19 protein-coding genes and 1 pseudogene are annotated in these 19795 nt (G+C 47.9%); 7 read left to right on the top strand and 13 right to left on the bottom strand.

Features of this window, described 5'->3' with window-relative positions:
* Window positions 1-20: 20 nt before the first annotated feature.
* A complete protein-coding gene (gene fabHB / locus RUW00_RS14600) occupies window positions 21-998 on the bottom strand; it encodes a beta-ketoacyl-ACP synthase III FabHB (RefSeq protein ID WP_003155217.1) in 978 nt (325 codons plus the stop codon).
* Window positions 999-1134: 136 nt separating this feature from the next.
* On the bottom strand, window positions 1135-1353 hold the full coding sequence (locus tag RUW00_RS14595; protein ID WP_017417388.1) for a hypothetical protein: 219 nt from the start codon (window positions 1351-1353) through the stop codon (window positions 1135-1137).
* A gap of 131 nt (window positions 1354-1484) precedes the next feature.
* On the opposite strand from RUW00_RS14595, the gene RUW00_RS14590 reads away from it, so the two are divergent.
* Window positions 1485-2516: a M42 family metallopeptidase gene (locus RUW00_RS14590; RefSeq protein ID WP_396334721.1), complete on the top strand. Its 1032-nt coding sequence runs from the start codon at window positions 1485-1487 to the stop codon at window positions 2514-2516.
* A gap of 37 nt (window positions 2517-2553) precedes the next feature.
* On the opposite strand, the gene RUW00_RS14585 is transcribed toward RUW00_RS14590, so the two are convergent.
* Complete coding sequence (locus RUW00_RS14585; RefSeq protein WP_003155211.1) at window positions 2554-3843, bottom strand: glutamate/proton symporter GltT; 1290 nt, start codon at window positions 3841-3843, stop codon at window positions 2554-2556.
* A 234-nt stretch (window positions 3844-4077) separates the two neighbouring features.
* Window positions 4078-4200, bottom strand: coding sequence for a protein YhfH (gene yhfH / locus RUW00_RS14580; protein WP_370465857.1), 123 nt, complete (start codon window positions 4198-4200; stop codon window positions 4078-4080).
* Window positions 4201-4369: 169 nt separating this feature from the next.
* Between yhfH and RUW00_RS14575 the strand changes: the two genes are divergently transcribed.
* The 4 genes from RUW00_RS14575 to RUW00_RS14560 all read left to right on the top strand — a co-directional run bounded on the left by RUW00_RS14575 (window position 4370) and on the right by RUW00_RS14560 (window position 8510).
* Window positions 4370-5104, top strand: coding sequence for an MBL fold metallo-hydrolase (locus RUW00_RS14575; RefSeq protein WP_280144983.1), 735 nt, complete (start codon window positions 4370-4372; stop codon window positions 5102-5104).
* A 12-nt stretch (window positions 5105-5116) separates the two neighbouring features.
* Window positions 5117-6112: a lipoate--protein ligase gene (gene lplA / locus RUW00_RS14570; protein ID WP_003155205.1), complete on the top strand. Its 996-nt coding sequence runs from the start codon at window positions 5117-5119 to the stop codon at window positions 6110-6112.
* A gap of 80 nt (window positions 6113-6192) precedes the next feature.
* On the top strand, window positions 6193-6837 hold the full coding sequence (locus tag RUW00_RS14565; RefSeq protein ID WP_032863814.1) for an SDR family oxidoreductase: 645 nt from the start codon (window positions 6193-6195) through the stop codon (window positions 6835-6837).
* A gap of 131 nt (window positions 6838-6968) precedes the next feature.
* On the top strand, window positions 6969-8510 hold the full coding sequence (locus RUW00_RS14560) for a fatty acid--CoA ligase family protein (RefSeq protein ID WP_280144984.1): 1542 nt from the start codon (window positions 6969-6971) through the stop codon (window positions 8508-8510).
* A gap of 47 nt (window positions 8511-8557) precedes the next feature.
* Here RUW00_RS14560 and RUW00_RS14555 read toward each other — a convergent pair whose 3' ends face one another.
* Window positions 8558-8953, bottom strand: coding sequence for a YhfM domain-containing protein (locus RUW00_RS14555; protein ID WP_007409201.1), 396 nt, complete (start codon window positions 8951-8953; stop codon window positions 8558-8560).
* Window positions 8954-9106: 153 nt separating this feature from the next.
* Between RUW00_RS14555 and RUW00_RS14550 the strand changes: the two genes are divergently transcribed.
* A complete protein-coding gene (locus RUW00_RS14550) occupies window positions 9107-10357 on the top strand; it encodes a M48 family metallopeptidase (RefSeq protein ID WP_280144985.1) in 1251 nt (416 codons plus the stop codon).
* Window positions 10358-10401: 44 nt separating this feature from the next.
* On the opposite strand, the gene RUW00_RS14545 is transcribed toward RUW00_RS14550, so the two are convergent.
* The gene (locus RUW00_RS14545; RefSeq protein ID WP_014417349.1) at window positions 10402-11550 is read right to left on the bottom strand and encodes a S8 family peptidase; all 1149 of its coding nucleotides are present in this window, start codon (window positions 11548-11550) and stop codon (window positions 10402-10404) included.
* Window positions 11551-12039: 489 nt separating this feature from the next.
* On the opposite strand from RUW00_RS14545, the gene RUW00_RS14540 reads away from it, so the two are divergent.
* The gene (locus RUW00_RS14540) at window positions 12040-12918 is read left to right on the top strand and encodes an ABC transporter substrate-binding protein (RefSeq protein WP_280144986.1); all 879 of its coding nucleotides are present in this window, start codon (window positions 12040-12042) and stop codon (window positions 12916-12918) included.
* Window positions 12919-12933: 15 nt separating this feature from the next.
* On the opposite strand, the gene RUW00_RS14535 is transcribed toward RUW00_RS14540, so the two are convergent.
* From RUW00_RS14535 to RUW00_RS14510, 7 genes and pseudogenes are all read right to left on the bottom strand, one after another.
* Window positions 12934-13509: a histidine phosphatase family protein gene (locus RUW00_RS14535; RefSeq protein ID WP_280144987.1), complete on the bottom strand. Its 576-nt coding sequence runs from the start codon at window positions 13507-13509 to the stop codon at window positions 12934-12936.
* A 50-nt stretch (window positions 13510-13559) separates the two neighbouring features.
* Window positions 13560-14651, bottom strand: a complete 1092-nt coding sequence (locus RUW00_RS14530; protein WP_280144988.1) for an acetyl-CoA C-acyltransferase — start codon at window positions 14649-14651, stop codon at window positions 13560-13562.
* Complete coding sequence (locus RUW00_RS14525) at window positions 14639-16075, bottom strand: acyl-CoA synthetase (protein ID WP_280144989.1); 1437 nt, start codon at window positions 16073-16075, stop codon at window positions 14639-14641. Before RUW00_RS14525 ends, RUW00_RS14530 begins: the two co-directional genes overlap by 13 nt.
* Before the next feature lie 11 nt (window positions 16076-16086).
* Entirely contained in the window at window positions 16087-16644 is a 558-nt protein-coding gene (locus RUW00_RS14520; RefSeq protein ID WP_003155185.1) for a biotin transporter BioY, read from the bottom strand.
* A 130-nt stretch (window positions 16645-16774) separates the two neighbouring features.
* Entirely contained in the window at window positions 16775-17290 is a 516-nt protein-coding gene (locus tag RUW00_RS23030; RefSeq protein WP_369719112.1) for a methyl-accepting chemotaxis protein, read from the bottom strand.
* Between the two features lie 243 nt (window positions 17291-17533).
* A pseudogene (locus RUW00_RS23025) lies at window positions 17534-18067 on the bottom strand (protoglobin domain-containing protein); the annotation flags it as partial.
* Window positions 18068-18189: 122 nt separating this feature from the next.
* On the bottom strand, window positions 18190-19713 hold the full coding sequence (locus RUW00_RS14510) for an FAD-dependent oxidoreductase (RefSeq protein ID WP_115940941.1): 1524 nt from the start codon (window positions 19711-19713) through the stop codon (window positions 18190-18192).
* Window positions 19714-19795 lie beyond the last annotated feature (82 nt).

The following is a 19795-nucleotide window of genomic DNA, read 5'->3' as shown; positions in this document are numbered from 1 at the left end:
AGATTTCGATCGTCGTGCTATTAAAATCCCCATCTCACCAACAGTCCGGTATACGTCAATCCTCCGCCGAACCCGAATAATACCAGCGTCTGGCCTTCCGACAGTTTTTTCGCTTTCACAGCTTCATCCAAAGCGAGAATAATAGAAACCGATGAAGTGTTGCCGTAATATTCAACGCTTGTCAATGTCCGTTCAAGCGGGAAGGGCAGTTTTTCACAGATGGATTCGATCATCCGCATGTTGGCGCTGTGAGGAACGAACCAATCCAGATCGTCTTTTGAAAAGCCGGCTTTTTCTAAAAGGGCATTGCATTCCTCAGGCACGGTTCTGGCCGCCCATTTATATACTTCGCGCCCGTTTTGCACCATGTTTCCTCCGCCTTTAAGCGGCTCGCCGTTTAATTCTGCGCTCAGTCCCGTGCGATACAGCACGTCCGCGCTTCCTCCCGCTGTTCCTTGCACGGCTGCCAAAAAGCCCGGCGCTGATTCATCGCGTTCCACCAATAGGGCGCCTGCAGCGTCTCCGAAAAGAACGCAGGTCGTCCGGTCAGTATAATCCGTTACTTTTGATAATGTTTCACCGGCAATGACAATCACTTTTTGATGAGAACCGGCGGTAATTAATGCGTCTGCGAGCTGAAGGCCGTAAGTGAGTCCGGCGCATGTGGCGTTAATATCAAGCGCCCCCGTGTGCGGCCAGCCGAAGTAAGCCTGCACGCGTGCCGCGGTGCTTGGAAACGCATAGTCCGCCGTCGTTGTGGCGACAAGGATCATATCGACATCATCAAGAGTTCCGCTGTATCGTTCTGCAAGGTTTTTCACCGCTTCCACACACAAATCCGATGTGAATTCATGTTCGCCGGCAATGCGTCTTTCCTTCATACCGGTGCGCTGGACGATCCATTCATCAGATGTATCGACGATGCGCTCCAAATCCGCGTTTGTTAATCGGCGTGCCGGAGCATATGTACCGATTGCTGTAATTTTAGATTTTGACATGAAAAAATCACTCCTTTATATCAGATTATAACACCTGATATTATTACTTGGTACTAATTTTAATAAAAAAACCCAAGCAGCATCCGCTGTTTGGGGAGCATGAGAATCTATTTGTAAAACGGGCTTGTGTGAACGATTACCAATGACGGCAGCGGCAGCATGAATGATGATGCTTCTTTTTATCTTTCTTCTTTTTATCTTTCTTCTTTTTACAAGGGTCTTCTTTTTTCTTTTTACAGTGATCTTTTTCTTTTTTACAGCCCCAGAAGGCTGCACCAGACCAATTATCCTCAAACCAATCCTCAAACCAATCATTATGAAATCTTTTCCGCTTGTGCGGTTTACGGCTGATCATACATTTCCCTCCTATGCTCATGCTCCCTTCATTCTATGAAAAAAGAGAAGGAAAAGATTGGACGGGTTATGGATCAAAAGAGTATATTTTAAGAAGAATAAAATTGATAGGAGGAATGACCTGTGGAAAATATGAAACATACGATGGAACTGATTAAAGAATTGGTGTCGATTCCGAGTCCGACGGGCAATACATACGAGGTTATCGCCTATACAGAAAGTCTTTTAAAAGAATGGGGCGTCTCCTCTTACAGAAACCGCAAAGGCGGTCTTTTTGTCACAATTCCCGGCCGTGATGACAAGAAACACAGATTGCTGACGGCGCATGTCGATACGCTCGGCGCGATGGTAAAGGAGATAAAGGCGGACGGCCGGCTGAAGATTGACTTGATCGGCGGCTTCCGATATAACTCGATTGAAGGGGAATATTGCGAGATCCAAACTTCTTCCGGCAAAACCTATACAGGCACCATCTTAATGCATCAGACTTCAGTGCACGTCTACAAGGACGCCGGCAAGGCAGAGCGGAATCGGGAGAATATGGAAGTCCGCCTTGATGAGCCTGTCCGGACGAAGGAAGAGACGTCCGATCTCGGCATCAGGGTCGGCGATTTCATCTCATTTGACCCGCGCGTGCAGATTACGCCGAGCGGCTTTATTAAGTCCCGTCATCTTGATGACAAAGCGAGCGTGGCTCTGCTCTTGAATTTAATCCGCCGCATCACGGAAGAGAAAATCGAACTTCCGTATACGACGCATTTTCTGATTTCTAATAATGAAGAAATCGGCTACGGCGGCAATTCCAACATTCCTCCTGAGACCGTCGAATACTTGGCTGTTGATATGGGAGCGATCGGCGACGGCCAGTCTACGGATGAATATACCGTCTCCATTTGCGTGAAGGATGCGAGCGGCCCGTACCATTATCAGCTCAGAAAACATCTGGCCGGGCTTGCGGAGCGCTATGGCATTGATTATCAGCTTGATATTTATCCGTATTACGGTTCTGATGCCTCAGCAGCCATCCGTTCGGGCCATGACATCGTCCACGGGCTGATCGGCCCGGGAATTGACGCTTCACACGCTTTTGAACGCACGCATGAGTTATCGCTTCTTAATACGGCGAAGCTTTTGCACCGGTACGTTCTATCGCCGATGGCATAAAAAACCCTGCGCGGAAATCATTCCGTGCAGGGTTTTTTTAACCTGAGATGGTTGTGTTTTGTTCTGTTTTGGCGAGGCTCATGACCTTCGCGCCTTTAACGGGATCATACTGGCCTTCCCATTTTGACATCACAACGGATGCCAGCGCGTTTCCGGTCAGATTGACGACCGTACGGGCCATGTCCATAATCCGGTCAACCCCGGCGATGAATGCAAGGCCTTCTGCAGGAATGTTGAATGCGCCTAATGTCGCAAGCAGGACGACGAAAGAAGTCCCGGGCACGGCAGCCATTCCTTTGGAAGTGACCATCAAGACAAGCACAAGGGTAATCTGCTGCCAAATGGACAAGTCAATGTGGTATACCTGAGCGAGGAATAAAGCGGCGATAGATTGGTACAGCACAGATCCGTCTAAGTTAAAGGTATATCCGATCGGCACAACAAAGGAAACAATACCTTTCGGACAGCCGATTTTCTCCATTTTTTCCATAACGCGGGGGAGTACGGTTTCGGAGCTTGACGTACTGAACGCTAATAAAATTTCATCCTTCATATAGGCGAGGAATTTGAAAATGTTTACTCCGGCAAGCTTTCCGACGATTCCGAATACAACAATGAGAAAGAAAGCCAAAGCTACATATACTAAACCGACCAGTTTACCGAGTGAAAGCAGGGAACTGAGCCCAAATTTGGAAACGGTAACACCAATCAACGCAAAAACACCAAACGGCGCAACTTTCATGACCAGGTTCACAACATGGAACATCGCATGAGAAACACCTTCAAAGAAGGCCAAGACAGGCTTTCCTTTTTCACCGATTGCCGAGATGCCGAGTGCAAACAGCACGGTAAAGCAGATAATGGCAAGCAGATCTCCTTCGGCTAATGATTGGAAGAAGTTTGTCGGTACGATATGCAGGAATGTGTCTGCGATAGATTTGTTATTTTGTTCTTTTTCTGTTTCAACATATTGACTGATATCTGTCTTTTGAGCTTCATGTATATTAACGCCTGTTCCCGGATGAAACAGATTCGCCAAAGCCAGCCCGAGAATAATGGCAAAAGTGGTAATGATCTCAAAATACAAAATCGTTTTGAAGCCTAATTTTCCGACTTGTTTTCCGCTTCCCGCGCCGGCAACGCCGATGATTAAGCTGGAGACGACAATTGGAATCACTATCATTTTGATTAAGCGTAAAAACAAATCGCCGATAGGCTGTAAATATGTTGGAATGGCGGGATTGCCGTACCAGATGACACCGACTACAACCCCTAGTATGAGTCCGACGAAAATTTGCGTCGCTAGTCCAAAGCGTAATTTTTTCATAGATTACCTCCCGAAGAAAAAAGTGCAATAAGTATCTAAAAAGATAGCTATTAGAACAAATTATAATAGAAAAGAAAACAATCCGTCTATAGAAAAATATAGATTGAAAATACTGAATATTTTAAAACGTACAGATAATTGCTAATAATGGTGAATAACGCCCTATTCAGAAAGTATGATGACGGCCGAAAAAAACGGGCGCCGCACAACTTAGAATTGTGCGGCGCCCTATTGTCACATATCCTTAATTTTCAAGCAGTCATTACACAAATTAATGTGACACTCATACTGCTCAACAATCTCATTTCCGCATTCTTCGCATTTCTTACCGGGTAAATTTCTGAAAAAATCCGACATCTTTTCCAACATACCCATCCCTCTTTCATTGTTTTGTCTTTACATTGTATTATAACAGTTTGAGAAAATCAACGGCTGTTTTGGCACAATGTTTAAAACATGCAATTTGTACGAAAAATAGGTATATTGGAGGAAAGGAACTTTTTATCATAAACATTCGGAGGATTATATGAAAGTTACAGTTATTGGATGCTGCGGCGGGTTTCCGGCCGCAAACGAAGCAACTTCAGGCTATCTGTTTCAGTCCGGCGGCTATTCTCTGCTCGTCGATTGCGGAAGCGCCGTATTATCAAAGCTTTTTGCTTATGTTCCGGCAGAAGAGCTTGATGCCGTCATTTTGTCTCATTATCATCATGATCACATCGCTGATATCGGGCCGCTTCAATTTGCCAAACAGGTCGGCTCCTTTCTCGGAAAAGGGCCGCATGCACTGCCGATTTACGGGCATGATGCTGATATAGAACAGTTTGAGCGTCTTACATATAAAACGCATACAAAAGGAGTGGCCTATCAGCCGGACCGCCCGCTTTCTGCCGGGCCGTTCACCATTACCTTTCTGAAAACGGTGCATCCGGTCACTTGTTATGCGATGCGGATTACTGACGGTTCAGCTTCTGTTGTGTATACGGCTGATTCAAGCTACCAGGACGCGTTTATCCCGTTTGCGGAAAATGCCGATCTGCTGATCTGTGAGTGCAATTTTTACGCAGACCAGGACGGCACGTCAGCCGGCCATATGAACAGTTTGGAAGCCGGACGTATCGCGAAGGAGGCCGGAGCGGGGGAGCTGATTCTCACGCATCTGCCTCATTTCGGCGAGCACCGGAAGCTGAAAGAAGAAGCGGAATCCGTGTTCGGGGGCGAAGTGACAATCGCCGCTTCCGGATTGAAGTGGGAGAAATAAAGGAGGAGCACCATGTTATTTATCGACAATCAAAACATAACCGACCCGAGGATCAACCTCGCGATCGAGGAATATTGCGTGAAGCATCTCGACCCTGAACAGACATACCTGCTGTTTTATGTCAATCAGCCGTCGATTATCATCGGGAAGAACCAAAACACAATAGAAGAAATCAATACGAAATACGTAGAAGATAACGGAATCATCGTCGTCCGCAGGCTATCAGGAGGCGGTGCGGTTTACCATGACCTCGGGAATCTGAATTTCAGTTTTATCACCAAGGATGACGGCGACAGCTTTCACAATTTTAAAAAATTCACCGAACCCGTTATTCAAGCGCTGCGCCAGCTCGGTGTGGAAGCTGAATTAAGCGGCCGAAACGACATCGTCGCGGACGGCAGAAAAATTTCCGGCAACGCTCAATTTTCGACGAAAGGGCGTATTTTCAGCCACGGAACATTAATGCTGGATTCCGCCATTGATCATGTTGTATCAGCCTTGAAAGTGAAAAAGGACAAAATCGAATCAAAAGGCATTAAGTCAATCAGAAGCCGTGTCGCCAACATCAGCGAGTTTCTTGATGACAAAATGACGGCGGACGAATTCAAAAAGCACCTGCTTCACCATATTTTTAATACAAATGATCTTTCCGAAGTGCCGGAATATAAACTGACCGATGAAGACTGGAAAGCGATCCGGAAGATTTCCGAAGAGCGCTATCAAAACTGGGACTGGAATTTCGGCAGGTCGCCCGCATTTAATCTTCAGCATTCGAAACGTTATCCGGTCGGATCGATTGATCTGCGTCTTGAAGTGAAAAAAGGAATCATTCAGGACTGCAAAATTTTCGGTGATTTCTTCGGTGCGAAAGATGTGAGTGAAGTCGAACAGGCACTGACCGGAAAACAGTATGACCGAACCGCTATCAGGGAAGCGCTGGCCGGAATCGATCTGAAACAGTATTTCGGCAAAATAGAGCTGGAAGATTTCCTCGAGCTGATTTATTAGAACATTTGCCGAACGCATGATTTGAATCAGCGCCCGTTTTTGTGAAATGATAGAACCATAATGAATAGGGAGGGATCATGATGAAAGTATTTCTCATCGGAGCAAACGGACAGATCGGACAGCGGCTGACCGGGCTGTTTCAAAAAGACGGCACGCATACGCTGCGGGCGATGGTCCGGAAACAAGAGCAGAAAGAAGCGCTTCAAGCCGCGGGAACAGAAGCCGTTCTTGCAGATTTGGAAGGAAGCCCGGAAGACATCGCGAAAGCTGCTGAAGGCTGTGACGCGATTGTGTTTACCGCCGGATCAGGAGGAAGCACCGGATACGATAAGACGCTTTTGATTGATCTTGACGGAGCGGCGAAAGCGGTAGAAGCGGCAAAGAAAGCCGGCATCAAGCGGTTCATTATGGTAAGCGCCCTTCAGGCTCATAACCGCGGCAATTGGAATGAAGCGCTGAAGCCGTATTACGCCGCAAAGCATTATGCGGATAAAATTCTTGAAGCGAGCGGTCTGACGTATACGATTATCCGGCCGGGCGGGTTATTAAATGATCCCGGCACGGGAAATATCAAAGCCGCGGCCGATTTAGAAAGAGGCTCCATTTCAAGAGACGATGTCGCCAAGACCGTTATCGCATCCCTTGATGAACCGAATACGTATGAAAAAGCATTCGATCTGACGGCGGGCGGCACGCCGGTCAGTGAAGCGCTGAAACAATTATAGTTTCCGGTTTTACGGCACTCGGGGCTTTTTGCCCTTGAGTGTTTTTCTATATTTTTCTATAATAAAAGTGAACGTTTATTCCGGATAAATGAATGACTATTCATTCATTACATTTTTAAAGGGGTGGGAAAATGAATCTGGTTTCCAAATTGGAAGAAACGGCATCGCAGAAACCGGAAAAACCAGCTTGTCTGTTTCAAGATCAGTACATGACGTATGAGGAGCTGGCAGGTAAAATCAAAGCATTTGCAAACGGCTTGGAGGACAGGGGACTGAAAAAAGGGGATCATCTCGCGCTGCTGCTCGGAAATACGCCTGACTTTGTTATTGCGTTTTTCGGCGCGTTAAAAGCGGGAATTGTCGTCATACCTGTTAATCCGGCATATACACCTTCAGAAATCGCATACATGCTGAAAAACGGCGATGTCAAAGCGATCGCCGGCATCGATCTATTAATTCCCGTATTTGAAAGCCTGCACGGCTCGCTGCCGCTGCTGGAGCATATCATTATCAGCCAGACAGCAGAGAACGCTCCATCGACAGAAGACCCTCAATTGCGCTTAAAAATGACAACGTTTACAAAAATGCTTCGCCCGGCGGAGCGCAGCAGAACTTATCCGACATTGTCAAAAGATGATACTGCCGTCATTTTATACACCTCAGGGACGACCGGAAAACCGAAAGGCGCCATGCTCACCCATCAGAATCTTTTCTCCAATTCAAATGATGTCGCCGGATACTTAGGAATGAATGAGAAAGACAAAATTGTGGCGGCATTGCCGATGTTTCACGTTTTTTGTTTAACCGTTTGTATGAATGCGCCTCTGATGAGCGGAGCGTGTGTCTTAATCGAGCCGCAATTCAGCCCGGCTTCTGTGTTTAAACTGATTAAAAGCCGTCAGGCAACCATTTTTGCCGGCGTTCCGACGATGTATAACTATCTGTATCAATACGAGCACGGCAAGGCGGAGGATTTTGCGTCCGTCAGACTGTGCATTTCAGGCGGCGCCTCCATGCCGGTCGCTCTGTTGCAGACGTTTGAACAAACCTTTGACGTCACCATTCTGGAGGGGTACGGACTTTCTGAAGCGTCTCCGGTTACTTGTTTTAATCCGTTTGACCGGGGGAGAAAGCCCGGCTCGATCGGGACGAATATTTTACATGTCGAAAATAAAGTCGTCGATACACTCGGACGCGAATTGCCCGACCATCAAGTGGGAGAATTGATCGTGAAAGGGCCGAATGTGATGAAAGGCTATTACAAGATGCCCGAGGAGACGGAGCACGCGCTGAAAGACGGCTGGCTGTACACGGGTGATTTGGCGAAACGCGATGAAGACGGTTATTTTTATATCGTCGACAGAAAAAAAGATATGATTCTCGTCGGCGGATACAACGTCTATCCGCGCGAAGTAGAAGAAGTGCTCTACAGCCATGAGGGCATTAAAGAAGCCGTGGTCATCGGCGTTCCTGACGCCAAAACGGGGGAAGCGGTGCATGCTTATATAGTGCCTGGGGACGGTGAGCTGACAGAGCAGGCGGTTTTTGATTACTGTGAAACACATTTGGCAAAATATAAACGGCCGGCGGAAGTGGTTTTTCTTGAGGAAATTCCGAAGAATGCGACCGGGAAGCTGCTGAGACGGGCGGTCCGGGACATGCTTCCGAAATGACGGACGAAAAGCGAAGCCGGGGGCTTCGCTTTTACATGCTGATCCGGTCAGCTCTGCGATTCTTCCTTAATGATGCTTTGCACAAGCTTCGTATCATGCCGGGTCAGTTTGTAATACGTGTTTTTATACTTGTACATCATATAATTGCCGCCTTCGAGCCACATGCTGAATGAATCAAAACGGTCTTCATGATATTTGACCGTTCCGTCGTAATCGGGAGACACGCTTTTGGTCAGTTTGACTTGTTTTCCTTGGTTCAAGATATCGAGCATATCTTTTACATTCTGCCTGTCTTTAATTTTGATTTCTTTTTTTCCGTGCTCAGACAGAATAATCAGATCTGCGTTGCTTGATGGAAACACATCGCCGGTCCGGCTGTATACATAGAAGAAAGCAATAACCAAAAGGGCGATTACTACAATAAACGCGATTATTTTTTTCATATTCATCACTCCGTCTTTTAGTCTTTCCCGCTTCCTGTTGTTCCATTCTTTTCTGTTGTGAAAAGATTAACATCCGTTTGGAGGCTTGGTTCTATTTATTTGCATTTATGCTTACAATAGGAGTAAGTCATAAGGCTAAGGAGGGAGACTTCCATGCGCAAATGGATAGCGGCAGCGGGACTTGCCTATGTGCTGTACGGCCTTTTTTTCTATTGGTATTTCTTTATGACAGGAGACTCCGCCGTCCCGGAGGCCGTAAAGGGAACGAAAGCCGATCCGTCCTCGTTTATGGACCCGGGCCGCCTGGCAGCCGCTGAAAACTTTTCAAATGTAAAGGATTTTTTGTTTTTCATCGGAGCGCCGTTAGATTGGTTTTTATTTTTTCTGCTGCTCATTACGGGGCTTGCCAAAAAAATAAAGCATTGGCTGGAAGCAGCGGTGCGCTTTCGGGTGCTGCAAATCGTAAGCTTCGTATTTGTGATTTCACTCATCGTTACGGTGGCTTCGCTTCCGCTTGAGTGGATCGGATATCGGGTTTCGCTTGCGTATCATATTTCGACGCAGACAACAGCAAGCTGGATAAGAGACCATGTCATTGATTTCTGGATCAGCTTTCCGCTGTTTGCCGTGTGTGTGCTTGTGTTTTACTGGCTGATCACAAAGCATACAAAAAAATGGTGGTTTTACGCTTGGTGTCTTACTGTGCCGTTTACCCTGTTTTTGTTTTTCCTGCAGCCGGTCGTGATTGATCCTTTATACAATGATTTCTATCCGCTGAAAGACAAGGAGCTGGAAAGCAAAATTTTGTCGCTTGCCGACAAGGCCGATATTCCGGCCAGCCATGTTTATGAAGTAAATATGTCGGAGAAAACGAATGCGCTGAATGCGTATGTGACGGGGATCGGTTCGAATAAGCGAATCGTTTTGTGGGATACGACGCTTAACAAACTGAAGGATCGGGAAATTTTGTTCATTATGGGGCATGAGATGGGGCACTATGTGATGAAGCACGTGTACATCGGACTGGCCGGGTATCTCCTGCTGTCATTAGCCGGGTTCTATATCATTGACAAGCTTTATAAGCGGCTGTCCAAATTCTTCGGCCGAATGCTTCATATAAAGGGGCCTGAAGATCTGGCCGCCCTCCCGCTGTTATTGCTCCTCATATCCGTTCTCAGTTTTGCTTCTGATCCGATTACGAATGCCGTCTCCAGGTATCAGGAAAACGCCGCCGACCGCTACGGCATCGAGCTGACCGGAAACCGGGAAGCGGCGATTGAGACGTTTCAGGACTTGGCCGATACGGGACTGAGCCGGGTCAACCCGCCGTTTCTCGTCAAAATTTTCAGAGGGAGCCACCCGTCGATCATGGAGCGGATTGAACATGCGGAGGAAGAAAAATAATAAAAAAACCGGCGGGGCCATGGCCGACGCCGGTTTTTTATGTTTTACTGAGCTGCCGCCTGTACGTTGATCAGCCCTTTTCCGTAGTAGAAAGCATCACCAAGTTTTGTAGTGGTGTTTTCTAAACTGCTGCGGACTTGAGTGTTTGTCCAGTTCGGGTGCTTAGAAAGAATCAAAGCAGCCGCTCCGGCAACGTGCGGAGATGCCATTGACGTACCATTGTACGCGCCGTACTTGTTTCCAGGAAGCGTGCTTTGGATAGAGACGCCTGGTGCCATGACATCAAGCTCAGAACCTACGCTTGAGAAAGATGCTCGTTGGTTGCTGCTGTTAACAGCGCCTACCGCAATGACAGAAGGGTATTTACCAGGATAGCCCACTGTGCTTGAGCTGCCGGAAGTGCCTTCGTTACCGGCTGCCGCAACGACTACGATGCCGGAAGCAACGGCTTTGTCAACTGCCGCTTTTAACGCTGCAGAACCAGAAGGTCCGCCGAGGCTCATGTTAATAACGTCCATATTGTTTGCGATCGCCCACTCAATTCCGTTAATGATCCAGCTGTACTGGCCGGAACCGTCAGCGCCGAGAACTTTTACAGCGTAAAGAGATGCGCTTGGCGCAACGCCTAATACACCGACTGAGTTATTAAGAGCCGCAACTGTACCGGCAACGTGAGTTCCGTGAGAGTTGTTGTCTTGGAAAGGATTTGTTTCAGAAGGAACCATGCTGGCTCCGCCTGCTACCTTTAAATCAGGATGAGAAGAATCGATACCGCTGTCGATAACCGCTACTTTAACATTTGATCCGGTGAAGCCTTGAGAGTGCAGAGCAGGGGCTTTAATCTGTGATACGCCGTAAGGCACGGACTGCGCGTACGCCTGTGCAACGTGATCTTCTTCAACGTAAGCGACGCTAGGGTCTTTTTTCAGCTCTTTTACGGCTTTTTCATTTAATGTAGCTGAAGCTGCGTCTACATATTTGAATTGCTTTTGCACTTTCCCGCCTTTTTCAGAAATGACATCTTTTTTCTTAGCGGCGCTCATCGTGCTCATTGTCTGTTTAAATCCGACAATGTATTTCTTTTCCCCGTTTGATTTCCCTGCCGCCTGGGCAGGAGACGTGCTGCCGAACGCCATCGTAAAGATTAACGCTAAAGCAAACAGCAAACTGATCCATACCTTTTTGCCTCTCACTCTTTATCCTCTCCTTTTTTTCATTTGCAGAACAACCAATAGACAGATTATTCTGTGGATTAATTGTATAGCATGGAATAATATTTTAGTAGACCCAATTTTTTTCAGTTTGTTTTATTTCTATTTAGGTATATCATCTCTCTTTCGTTTAATAGGAACCCGAAATATTTAAATTTTAATGGAAAAAACCGATGGAAGGACATGAGTATTTGTACACAGCCGCGATCGCTCTCTTGTTTGCTGGGTCGAACGGTTTGATTCCATTTTTGGAAGCTGCGGCAAAAACAGGATAAATGTCACCTTTTGTTGAATGCAGAAGTCTGATGGAAACGAAAGCGGAATGAAATAAAGCGGCCGGCATGAATCAGTCTTCGGCTTTCTTGACGGAGAAAAGCAGTGAAACCATTTTATAAAAATAATGATAATGAATATCATTGATACTTATATTGTCAATGATATAATTGCGGAAAAATGAAAGAGGGGGAACAGATGAAACCAATTTTCAGTATGCTGATGATCTTATCCGTTCTCTTCATAACGGGATGCTCAGAACAGGAACATGAAACCGCCGTCAGGCATGATCTAGGGACGGCGCATGTGGCTGCGCACCCGCATCGCGTCGCCGTATTGAATGATGGCTTTATTGATACCCTCCATGATCTCGGCATAAAGCCGGCGGCCGTGGCGGATGACCGGGCAGAGCGAAACGACGGCAGTCCGTCCGTCGGGCTCCCGTCACATCCCGATTTGAAAAAGATCACTTCGTTAAAGCCCGATCTCATCATTGCAGACTCAAGCCTTCACAAGGGGATATACCATGAGCTGACAAAGATCGCTCCGACAATCGCTTTACAAAATGAAGCTGCGGATTATCAGGATGCGGTTGACGCTGCCCTTACTATTGAAAAGGCGGTCGGTAAAGATGGCATCATAGAGAAACAATTGTCGGCTCAGGAAGAAAAGCTGAATGACATCAAAAGAAAGCTGGATGCAGAAGGCGGCACGATTTTATTAATTGACGCTGCAAATGACAGCATTTCCGTAAAGGATGACCGGTTTTTCACATCCCGGCTTTTGACGCTCGCAGGGTTTACATATGCGGTCCAGACGGATTCCGGCGGGAAATCAGACTCTATCAAAATGACGCCCGGGCAGCTTTTGCATATCGATCCTGATTACATCGTACTGTTGGACGGTGAGAAAGAACTCGAAAAAAATCACCTCTGGAAACAGCTGACAGCCGTAAAAAACGGACACGTTTACCGCGCGGACAGGGCGGTATGGACGGAGCGCCGGAGCATTGACGGTGCGGACGCCATATTACATGATCTTCAGAAAAAAATGCTCGCCAAAAAGGCCCAAAACTGAATTCGGGCCTTTTTGTTATGATTCTGATAGGTGGCTGCTTACATTGTAATCTTTGACGCGCCACTTATTTTCAATTCGTTCGATATTGCTCAGGCACGCATTGACAAGCTTAGCGTTTTGTATGTCGGTATCACCGTCAGAAATGGCGGACAAGAGGGCGTGAATGGCTGCGCCGTGAGCGACGATCAGTACTTTTTGCTCAGGAAACCGCTCCTGAACTTTCACTAAACCGGCAAGCATTCTGTCTGTCAGCTCTTCTGCTTTCTCCATATTCGGGTAGTTTTTATCCGGGTAGCGCTTCGACCGTTCCGGTAAGGACATTCCTTCCGCATCACCGTAGCTCCGTTCTCTGAAATCTTCCATGACAACAATGGGAAGATTCAAAAACCCGTTAATAATGTCAGCTGTTTTTCTGGCCCGTTTCATCGGGCTTGAGACGATGACATCCCATTCGGACCCCTTTAAGTACTCTCCTGTTTCTTTCGCCTGACGCTCTCCCGTCGCATTTAACGGAATATCCGATTTGCCTTGAAGCTTCTTTTGGGCATTCCAATCAGTCTCTCCATGTCTTACTAAACAAACGGCAGTCATAAAGTCTCCACTCCGATCATTTTTTATCGATATCATCTATTATACTGCCGTTACGTTAACACTTCAAAGAGAAGCGCCAGTCCGACTCCGCCTCCGCTGCCGATCGCTGCTGCTGCGTAGCGGGCATCCGGGCGTCTTTTTGCTTCATAAAAAAGCCGGGTGACAAGCGCCGCCCCGGAAGCCCCGTACGGATGCCCGACGGCCAGAGCGCCGCCCCGGACATTTATTTTAGAATACGGCACTTGAAGCTGCTGTGAAAAAACGCATATTTTGACGGCAAACGCCTCGTTGATTTCGTATATATCAATATCATCCGGTGACAGGTTCCGTTCCTTCAAAAGCTTTTTGACGGCATAAACCGGGGCTGCTGACGGATAATGCGGATGGACGCCGCTTACCGCGCTTCCGATAAAACGCAATCCCGGCTTTAAACCGAAAGACCGCGCTTTTTGTTCTTCCATCACACAAACTGCCGCCGCCCCGTCAGAAATTCCGCAGCTGTTGGCGGCGGTGACAGAGCCTCCGGACTGAAAGACGGGTTTGGCACGGGAGATGAGAGGCTCCATGTTCCGCTTTTTCAGCATGTTTTCGTCAGCGGCGAATCCGTGACAGGGAAGAATTTCCCGGCGGTATAAGCCGTCTTCGTTCGCTTTGACGCTCCGTTCATAGCTGAGAAGGGCATATTCGTCCTGCATCTTTCTCGTTACGCCGTAAGCCTGTGCCGTATACTCGGCTGCTATGCCCATATCAGGATCGCCGATGTGTTCAGGAGAAAAGCGCGCCCGGGAAGAGAAAGGGGAACGGCTGCTGCTCTCCGCTCCTCCCGCGATGTACATGCTCCCCGCGCCGGCTTTAACAAAGTGGCACGCGACCCTCACGGCGTCCAGTCCCGAGCCGCACTGTCTGTCGATGGTCGTACCGGACACGCTCAAAGGAAGTCCGGCGGCCAAGGCTGACAGCCGGGCGAGATTCCCGCCGCGGCCCGTCGCGTTTCCGATCAGGACTTCATCAATGTCTTCGGGCATGTTTCGGCTCAAATGGCGAATCAGCGGAGCTGCCAAATCTTCTGGGAGACAGTCTTTTAACAGGCCGTTTTCCCGGGCGAAAATCGTCCGTTTCGCATCCGTAATTACAGCTTCCATTCCATCATGTCCTTTGCCTGCTTTTGTACGGCGGCACGGGCGATCTTTCCGCTGGATGTTTCCGGTATTTCTGAAAACAGCCACTTTTTCGGGATTTTATATGCCGCCAGCTGCTCGCGGCACTGTTTCTTCAGTTCCCTTACATTTGCATGTCCGTCGATCACCGCAACGGCGATGCTGCCCCAATAATCATCAGGAACGCCGATGACTGCCGCTTTTCTGACGCCCGGACAGCGGTTGAGCACACGTTCTATCTCTTCAGGGAATACATTCAGGCCGCCTGATACGATCATCCCGTTTTCACGTCCTTCGATATAAAGATAGCCTTCACGATCTATATATCCCATGTCATCAACCGTCATCCAGCCGGAATCATCAGGTTTTGCGCCGTTGATGTATCCGGAAAATTTCATCGGGCTGTTCACAAAAATCTTCCCCGTTTCGCCCGGCATGCAGCGTTCTCCTCCGGGGCGGCGGATTTCGATTGTAACATTTTCAAACGGGCGGCCCGCCGCTTCAGGCTTTCGGGCGCTGTCTTCAGGCGATAAGAACGCCACGAAACTCAGCTCAGACGTTCCGTAAAAATCGTACAACCGCAAATGGGGATAGCGCTCTGACAGCGCTTGTTTAGACGAAGCGGGCCAGTCTGCACCGGAAGAAATCACCTTGAGCGGTGTATCCGGAAACGCCTCTAGTGAGAGCAGGGCGTCCGTCATTGTCGGCACGGTGTATAGAACGTCAGCTTGTCTGAGCCGGTCTTTCATTCCGGCCGGATTGAATTTTCTTTGAAGGATGACGGTTCCGCCGATAAACAAAGTGCTGACGGCGCCGTATAAAAAATGTGACGAGCGAAGCGTGCCCGGTACCAGCACTTTGTCATCAGGGGAAATGCCGAATTCACGTTTCGTACAAGAAAAGCTCTCCAGCCACGAACGGTGAGAGCGGGTGAAGGCTTTCGGCTTACCGGTCGATCCCGAGGTGAATCCGGTATAAAAGGGCAGGCCGGTGTTTTCGATAAAAGCGCCTTCCGTTTTTTCCGCCTCGATCAAAGGCCTGCATTCATCCCACAGGATGACAGGCGTTTTGACGCCGTCCAGTCTGCCGCTCAGCCGGCGGTCACAGATGACGAGGTCGGTTTTGCTGATGTGCAGCTGATCCGCGAGTTCCGCCGCTGCCGAGCGGGGATCTAACGGAACCGCCGTGCAGCCGGCATGCGCCGCCCCTGCGAAAAGTTGTAAAAATGGGATGCCGTTCGGCAGTAATATTGCAATGTTTTCGGGCTTATCTGAAAGGCTACCAAGCCAGTTTGCGGTTTGGTTTACCAGCCTGTTCCAAGTTTGATAGTTGATCTGTTCTGTTTCTGTCTGAATTGCGATCTGTTCCGGCGCTTGTCCGGCTGTATCTGAATATGTTGATGTAATCATGATGACTAAAATCAGCTTCCTTTCGTCGGCAAAAGCCGGCTTGCTTGAAGAGTTTTTCTGATTCTTACGGCTGCGAATGAGGCTGCGGCCGCTTTAAGCAGATCTCCGGGCACATAGATGAGGCTGAGCTTTACGGCAGTCAAGATATCAATGTGCATCATAAAAGCCTGAACGGGAATGCCGATGACATACAAAAACAGCACGCCGAACAAGAACTGTCTGATAAACAAATGGGGGACAGCAGCTGAGCGAAGGCCTTGGATGCTGAGGCTCAGAAGTAATGCCGCCAGCGGATATGCGATGAGATATCCGGCGCTCGGCCCGAAAAAAACCCCGAACCCGCCTCTGCCGCCTGAAAGGAGAGGCGCTCCGCATGCCACAATCAGCAAAAAAAGCAATTGGCTTAAAAACGCCGCTTTCGGTTTTAGGATGCTTCCCGATAAGAGCACACCGATCGTCTGGAGCGTAATCGGAACCGGCGTAAAGGATAAGAAAAGCGGCGGGAGCAGCCCCAAAAGTCCCATAATGGCGGTAAACACGGCAATATGCATCATTTCTGTCAATTTCATTATGTATTCCTCCAGCTTATCAAAATATGTTTATACAATAAAGCGAGTCTTTATATATGTCAACTCTATTATATTTTAAGTTAACATTAAAAAGACCGGCCCTTTATGAAAAAGGCCGGTCGGTTTATCTTTATTCTTCTGTAAGGATAACAAGTGAATCAACGGATGATGCAACGTGGGAAACGGCGCGGCTGACTTCTTGAAGGCCGCCGAGAAAGGCCTGCAAATCAACGTCGATTTTGCCTGTCTGGTCTTTGCTCGTTTTCATGCTTTGGACGATGTCATCAAACAGACGGTTGATCTGCGTCATTTTTTCTTTCGTTTCACTTACAAGTCCGTTTACATCTTTAATATGTTTGGACACGATGTTGATTTGTGTATTGGTATTGTTCACGAGCTCTGATACGGTGGAAACGGTTTTTTTCGTATCCTCTGAAAGCTTTCTTACCTCCGTCGCCACAACGGCGAACCCTTTGCCGTGCTCCCCGGCTCTCGCGGATTCTATTGAAGCGTTGAGTGACAGGAGATTCGTTTGCTCGGCGATCCCCGTCACGATGCCGAAGATTTTTTCGATCTGCTGGGCGATGTCATTCAGCTTGTCCATTTCTTCTTCAATCTGCAGAAGGCTGGCGTCGATTTTATTCATCTGCTTCTGCTGGCTTTCAAGCTCTTTTTTCCCGCCGATTGATTTTTCTTCGACATGTACGGAAGTGACGGTGCCGGCTTTTGACGCCTCGGAAATGCCCTCGGATTTATCGACCAGCTCCTGCACGGCTCTGCTCGTTTCTGAAAACAAATCAGCGAGTGATCCGGATGTTTCCTGGATTTTTTGATGAAGACGGGCTTTCTTTTCCTCTTGTTCGTCACGCTGGCAGTTATATTCGCTCTGGAATGCTTCAAGGACGAGCTGCTGTTCAAGATTCAATATTTTCGTCGTCGCTTTGATCGCTTTTAAAAGCTCATGCAAATCCGGAATTGCTGCTTCATATATGTTCATCATCGACAGAAGCAGATCCTGAAACGCTCCCATATACCATTTCGGTTCAAGGCCGATCCGCAAGTGGATGGAAGCGATGCGCTGTCTTTTTTCGATGAATTCATCATCAATCGTGCCGGCGAACATTTCATGGATATGACGCCGTAATGTTTTTTTCAGGCGCTCCACCGTGCTGTGGTCGTTAATGATCGTCATTAATGACTTTTCGTGATCCAGATTTCGGTAAAAGGAATCGACGATTGTTGAGATATGTTCTTTAATTAACGGCTGCAGCTCTTCAAGCACATGAAGTTCTTCGTTTCCGAGCCTGACCATTTTCAGCTGTTTTTGGACATCTGCATATTGATTTGAAAGCGCGATGCGTTTTTTTCCATCGGCTTCTGAAAAATAAGCTGTTTCTTTTTTGCGGTCTTTTTTAAATAACAATATAAGTTCCCCCAGATATTCTCTTTTTCTTTTTATCGGTATGGAAGGAACTTGAATGAAGGAATCTGATAAAAATATTTTAATGCGGAAAAAAATAAAACCATTCGTACAGAATGGTTTAGTCAATCTTGGCTGAGGCGCTTCAGCGGCTTGATGGCGGGACCTTCGGCAACCCCGCCGTCAGGTGTGAACCGGGACCCGTGACAAGGACAGTCCCACGTCCGTTCGCCGTCATTCCATTCGACCTCACAGCCCAAATGGGTGCATGTCGTATCGACAAGATGCAGACAGCCTTTTTCATCTTTATAGGCGCCGGCCCGTTTGCCGTTTACCGTTACGATTTTTCCCTCCCCGGGCCGAAGAGTCTCAGGTGAAGCGTCCGGCCTCTCAAGTTTGCCCGAGATAAGGTGTTTGGCCACGTCGGCATTATAGGAAATCAGTTTTTTCAGTCCCGGATCTGCGTGGAAGCGTGACGGAATAAACAGGCCGGAAAACGGGTTCTTTTTGTTTTGAATATGATCAGCCAAAAGCTTCGCGGCGAGCGCTGAGCTTGTCATACCCCATTTTTTAAAACCGGTCGCCGCCAAAATATGTTCTTCATCGCCCGAGATGGGACCGATGAACGGAATTTTGTCAATGGTGACAAGGTCTTGTGCAGACCAATGATATGGGATGCTTTCAACTCCGATTGTGTCTTCCGCAAATTGTTTCAGTGCTTCGTAATGCTCGGACATTTCTTTTCCTTGGCCTGTTTTGTGGCTTTCGCCGCCGACAAGAACCAGTTTTTCACCGTTCAAATCGGTGTATCGCAGTGATCTGGACGGCTTGTCTATGCTGAGATACATCCCGTCCGGATACGCTTGTTTCGGTTTTACCGCGAGTACGTAGGATCTGCTGGCATACATTCTGGCGGCGTAAAGCCCGCCTCCGTCATAAAAAGGAAAGTGGGAAGAGCAGACAATATAGCGGCACTTGATGCCGTGTCTGTTTTTCGTGACCACTTCCGGCTGCGGTTCTTTTTTTATGTCGATCGCAGCCGTCTGTTCAAAAATCCGCGCCCCGTTTTTAACGATCTCTTTGACGAGCGCCGCGCCATATAAAAGCGGATGGAATTGCGCCTGATTCTTCATGGCGAGGCCGAGCCTGCAATCAACGGGGACGGGAAGTTCTTTCACAAGTTCGTGTTCAATACCGAGCTTGGTATAAGCTTCCTGCTCACTGCGGATTTTTTTGGCGCCTGATTCTGTATTGGTGTAAAGATATGCGTCTTGTTCAATCAGTCTGCAGTCAATCGAAAGGTCCTTGATGATCTGCTTCATGTCTTCCATGGCGCGGAGATGGGCTTCGAAATACAGCCTTGCGCTGGTCTGTCCGATTTGCTGAATAAGATCGGCATAGATGAAATCATGCTGGGCGGTGATTTTTGCGGTCGTGCCCGCGGTCGTCCCGTTTAAAATCCGGTCTGCTTCAATGACAGCGACACGGAAACCTCTTTTCGTCAGTTCGTATGCCGTTGTCAGGCCCGTAATTCCTCCGCCGATAACCGCAACGTCACATTCCGTATCTTCAGTGAGGGCGGGAAAGGAAGGAATGTCAGCTGTTGCTTTCCAATAGGAAGCCGGTTCCTCGTTTGAAAAAGTAGTCAATTCAGATTTACCTCCTCTGTTGTATATTCTTAATTTTTCCAATAAGACTCTGTTCATACATGAAATTCGTATAAGTTGCTCA

This window comes from Bacillus sp. IS1 (genome assembly GCF_032461585.1).
Classification (GTDB): domain Bacteria; phylum Bacillota; class Bacilli; order Bacillales; family Bacillaceae; genus Bacillus; species Bacillus velezensis.
Note: the sequence above shows the minus strand (reverse complement) of the source record. Positions and strands in the feature narration are given on the sequence as shown.

Bases quoted from the DNA above. Each gene is read 5' to 3' on its own strand.
- fabHB (WP_003155217.1), bottom strand. From the start codon at position 998: ATGTCAAAATCTAAAATTACAGCAATCGGTACATATGCTCCGGCACGC.
- yhfH (WP_370465857.1), bottom strand. From the start codon at position 4,200: ATGTCGGATTTTTTCAGAAATTTACCCGGTAAGAAATGCGAAGAATGC.
- RUW00_RS14585 (WP_003155211.1), bottom strand. From the start codon at position 3,843: ATGAAAAAATTACGCTTTGGACTAGCGACGCAAATTTTCGTCGGACTC.
- RUW00_RS23030 (WP_369719112.1), bottom strand. From the start codon at position 17,290: ATGAATAAAATCGACGCCAGCCTTCTGCAGATTGAAGAAGAAATGGAC.
- RUW00_RS14535 (WP_280144987.1), bottom strand. From the start codon at position 13,509: ATGACTGCCGTTTGTTTAGTAAGACATGGAGAGACTGATTGGAATGCC.
- RUW00_RS14530 (WP_280144988.1), bottom strand. From the start codon at position 14,651: ATGGAAGCTGTAATTACGGATGCGAAACGGACGATTTTCGCCCGGGAA.
- RUW00_RS14555 (WP_007409201.1), bottom strand. From the start codon at position 8,953: ATGAAAAAAATAATCGCGTTTATTGTAGTAATCGCCCTTTTGGTTATT.
- RUW00_RS14520 (WP_003155185.1), bottom strand. From the start codon at position 16,644: ATGAAATTGACAGAAATGATGCATATTGCCGTGTTTACCGCCATTATG.
- lplA (WP_003155205.1), top strand. From the start codon at position 5,117: ATGTTATTTATCGACAATCAAAACATAACCGACCCGAGGATCAACCTC.
- RUW00_RS14550 (WP_280144985.1), top strand. From the start codon at position 9,107: ATGCGCAAATGGATAGCGGCAGCGGGACTTGCCTATGTGCTGTACGGC.
- RUW00_RS14540 (WP_280144986.1), top strand. From the start codon at position 12,040: ATGAAACCAATTTTCAGTATGCTGATGATCTTATCCGTTCTCTTCATA.
- RUW00_RS14560 (WP_280144984.1), top strand. From the start codon at position 6,969: ATGAATCTGGTTTCCAAATTGGAAGAAACGGCATCGCAGAAACCGGAA.
- RUW00_RS14595 (WP_017417388.1), bottom strand. From the start codon at position 1,353: ATGATCAGCCGTAAACCGCACAAGCGGAAAAGATTTCATAATGATTGG.
- RUW00_RS14575 (WP_280144983.1), top strand. From the start codon at position 4,370: ATGAAAGTTACAGTTATTGGATGCTGCGGCGGGTTTCCGGCCGCAAAC.
- RUW00_RS14590 (WP_396334721.1), top strand. From the start codon at position 1,485: ATGAAACATACGATGGAACTGATTAAAGAATTGGTGTCGATTCCGAGT.
- RUW00_RS14565 (WP_032863814.1), top strand. From the start codon at position 6,193: ATGAAAGTATTTCTCATCGGAGCAAACGGACAGATCGGACAGCGGCTG.
- RUW00_RS14525 (WP_280144989.1), bottom strand. From the start codon at position 16,075: ATGATTACATCAACATATTCAGATACAGCCGGACAAGCGCCGGAACAG.